Origin of the sequence: Flavobacterium sp. (assembly GCF_036741995.1) — a bacterium.
Lineage (GTDB): Bacteria > Bacteroidota > Bacteroidia > Flavobacteriales > Flavobacteriaceae > Flavobacterium.
Genome location: NZ_DAINRG010000093.1, coordinates 1 through 3469, shown reverse-complemented (window position 1 = coordinate 3469; position 3469 = coordinate 1). Strand labels below are relative to the sequence as shown.

The window sequence follows — 3469 nt, the reverse complement described above, 5'->3', positions numbered from 1 at the left end:
AGAGTCGTTATCGACCATCATCACCATTTTGTCTTTGGCCACTACAACCTTTTTGTTACTTAAAAATTAATTCCATTTTTCATGTTAGACGTAAAAGATTTTACTTTTTTTGACAAACAAAGCAGCTTTGATTTTAAAGGATTTTTAATCAAAACGGCCAGTTATTGGAAATGGTTTGTGATTGGATTAATCATTGCTTTTTCTATAGCACATCAGGTAAATGTCAGAAAGCAAAAAATTTATGGTATTGAAACTACTATAGCGGTTCAGGAAGAGAACAATCCTTTTTTTACGGCCAACACCAGTTTGGTTTTTAACTGGGGCGGAACTTCGGATAAGGTTCAAATGATTTCAACCACTCTAAAATCAAGATCACACAATGAAGTCGTAGTGGATAGATTACAGTTTTATGTTGATTATTTAAGACAAACAAAGTATTTCCTGCAAGATGTTTACGGAGAAGTACCGTTCAAAGTTACTTTAGACAGAACTCAAAATCAGCTGTTGGGTCAGTTTGTGAAAGTAAAAATGCTTTCCAGAGATAAGTACCAAATTACAATACCGTTTCAGAGCAATACAGCAGAAGTAATCAAGTATGCTGATAATAGAATAACAACCATTGCTGTTCCCAATAAAGAGTTTGTCAAAACATTCAAAGTTGGTGAAGATGTTTCACTTCCTTTTCTGCATTGGAAACTAAGTTTGGCAAATTATTCAGGAGATAATTTTGATGAAGAAACATTGATTCGTTGCAACCCATTTGACGCAACGGTTTCCGGTCTTAAAGGAATTAAAGTAGATACGGATGATAAAGCCGGTTCTATTTTGAAACTGGGAATGGAAGGGACGAATAAGGCCAGAATGGTAGATTATCTTAATGCTACTGTTGAGGTTTTAATCAAAAGACAATTAGACAGCAAAAATAAATTTGCCGAAAACACCATTAATTTCATTGACGAAACCCTGGGCTCAATGGAAAAGCAATTAAAAAACTCCGGCGAAGAATTAAAAGATTTCAGCAAGAACAACAACATTATTGACATAGAAGAAGGGGGCGCTAACTACAAGCAACAGCTATTAGACTTTGATGCCAAAAAGGATGATGTGGAACGAAAAATTGCCTACCTCAATTCCTTGAAAAATTATTTGAAAGGCAGTGTTGATTTCTCCAAATTACCGGCTCCAACCGTGGCCGGGATTGATGAACCTAACATCAATACCAATGTGGCTCGTTTGATATCGCTTTCCATCCAACGCTCGGAGTTGGTTTATTCGATAAAAGGCGAGGTGTATTATGAGAGAATTGATAATGAAATTCAATCGGTTAAGAAAGTATTGTTGGAGAACGCCAATTCTTACCGAACGGCTTTGCAATATGACTTGAATTTGGCCAATGAAAAAATTGCCAAAATTGAAGGCGAAATCAGTAAACTCCCTGAAAACAAACAAGAATGGTTGAAGTTATCCAGAAAATACAATTTAAGTGATAACATCTACAATACCTTTTTGCAAAAAAGAAGTGAAGCTTCAATTGTTAAAGCAGCCAATTTATCGGATATACAATTTATAGATCCGGCCAAAGATGTGGGCGGTGGATTGCTTGGTCCCAAAACAAGTGTAAATTATGTTTTAGCTTTCTTTTTGGGAATTTTAATTCCGTTAGTGCTGGTTTTTTTCATCTTCTTTATTAGCAATTCTATTCAGAATATTGAAGATATCTCCAGCCTTACGCAGTTGCCATTGCTGGGAATTGTTGGTGTTAAGCATTCCGAAACCAATTTGTCGGTTTTTGAAAGACCAAAATCAGCGCTGTCTGAATCCTTTAGAGCCATTCGTTCTTCGCTACAATTCCTATACAAAAAGCAAAGTATCGAAGGAACAAAAACACTCATGCTAACGTCTTCTGTCAGTGGTGAAGGGAAAACATTTTGTTCTATCAATATTGCTACCGTATTTGCGCTAAGCGAAAAGAAAACCATCATTTTAGGACTCGATTTAAGAAAGCCAAAAATATTTGATGACTTTAATATTCAGAATGAAATCGGAGCCGTTAATTATTTAATTGGACAAAAAAGATTGGATGAGGTGATTCAAAAAACCCATATTCCGTATCTTGATGTTATTACCTCAGGGCCTATTCCACCGAATCCGTCAGAGTTAATCCTTGGTGAATCCATGAAAGAAATGATGGATCAGTTGAAAAAAGAATACGATTATATTATTTTGGATACGCCTCCGGTGGGTCTGGTTTCGGATGCCTTGGAATTGGCACAGTATTGTGATGTTACCTTATACATAGTGCGTCAAAATTTCACTAAAAAAGAAATGTTGACACTATTAAACAACCGATCTAAACGTGGAGAGCTGAACAACATCAGTATCATTTTCAACGGTTACGAAAACAAAGCTAAATACGGCGTTGGTTACGGTTACGGCTATGGCTATGGTTACAGTTATGGCTACGGTTACGGCAGTGGCTATCACGAAGACGAAGAACCAACTGGCTTCTTCTCCAAATTGTATTATAAATTTTTTATCAAAAGAAGAAATAATGGAAAACAATAAAACATCTATACTCATTACGGGTGGAGCTGGATTTATTGGTTCTAATCTCTGCGAGCATTTCTTATCCAAAGGATATCAAGTAACTTGCCTGGATAATTTTTCAACCGGACATCGCCATAATATTGAAGCTTTGTTGGCTTCTCCCAATTTCAAATTAATTGAAGGGGATATCCGTAATCTGGAAACGTGTACCCAAGCCGTCCGAAACGCAGATTATGTCTTGCACCAAGCGGCTTTAGGCTCGGTTCCCCGTTCTATAAACGATCCAATTACTACAAATGATGTAAATGTATCCGGGTTTTTGAACATGCTTACAGCCTCAAGAGATGCAGGTGTTAAACGATTTGTGTATGCCGCCAGTTCTTCCACCTATGGAGATTCTGAAGGCTTGCCAAAAGTGGAAGACAAAATTGGGAAACCACTTTCACCGTACGCCATTACCAAATATGTAAACGAATTGTATGCCGAAATCTTTGGCAAAACCTATGGCTTTGAAACTATCGGTTTGCGCTATTTTAATGTGTACGGAAGAAGACAGGATCCCAACGGAGCTTACGCTGCGGTAATTCCAAAATTTGTGATGCAATTGATGCAACACCAAAGCCCGATTATTAATGGAGACGGGAACTACTCTAGGGATTTCACCTATATCGACAATGTGATTCAAATGAATGAATTAGCCATGTTGACACAAAATCCGGAAGCCATAAACACGGTGTACAATACTGCTTTTGGTGACCGAACCACACTGAATGATATGGTTACTTATTTAAAAGAATTTTTGTCAGCTTATGATGATTCGATTAAAAATATAGCTGTCACTCACGGACCTAACAGAGTTGGCGATATTCCGCACTCGTTGGCCAGTATTGATAAAGCCCGAAAATTACTGAATTACCAACCC

2 protein-coding genes are annotated in these 3469 nt (G+C 37.3%); both read left to right on the top strand.

The window, feature by feature from the left end; genetic code table 11:
* Nucleotides 1-81 precede the first annotated feature (81 nt).
* Complete coding sequence (locus V7D82_RS13545) at nucleotides 82-2565, top strand: exopolysaccharide transport family protein (protein ID WP_333601485.1); 2484 nt, start codon at nucleotides 82-84, stop codon at nucleotides 2563-2565.
* Nucleotides 2552-3469 (top strand): SDR family oxidoreductase (locus V7D82_RS13540; RefSeq protein WP_333601484.1); only part of this gene is annotated, 918 nt, incomplete at its 3' end. The genes V7D82_RS13545 and V7D82_RS13540, both read left to right, overlap by 14 nt.

What these genes read in the sequence shown, in the direction of transcription:
- V7D82_RS13545 (WP_333601485.1), top strand. Translation starts at nt 82, where the DNA reads ATGTTAGACGTAAAAGATTTTACTTTTTTTGACAAACAAAGCAGCTTT.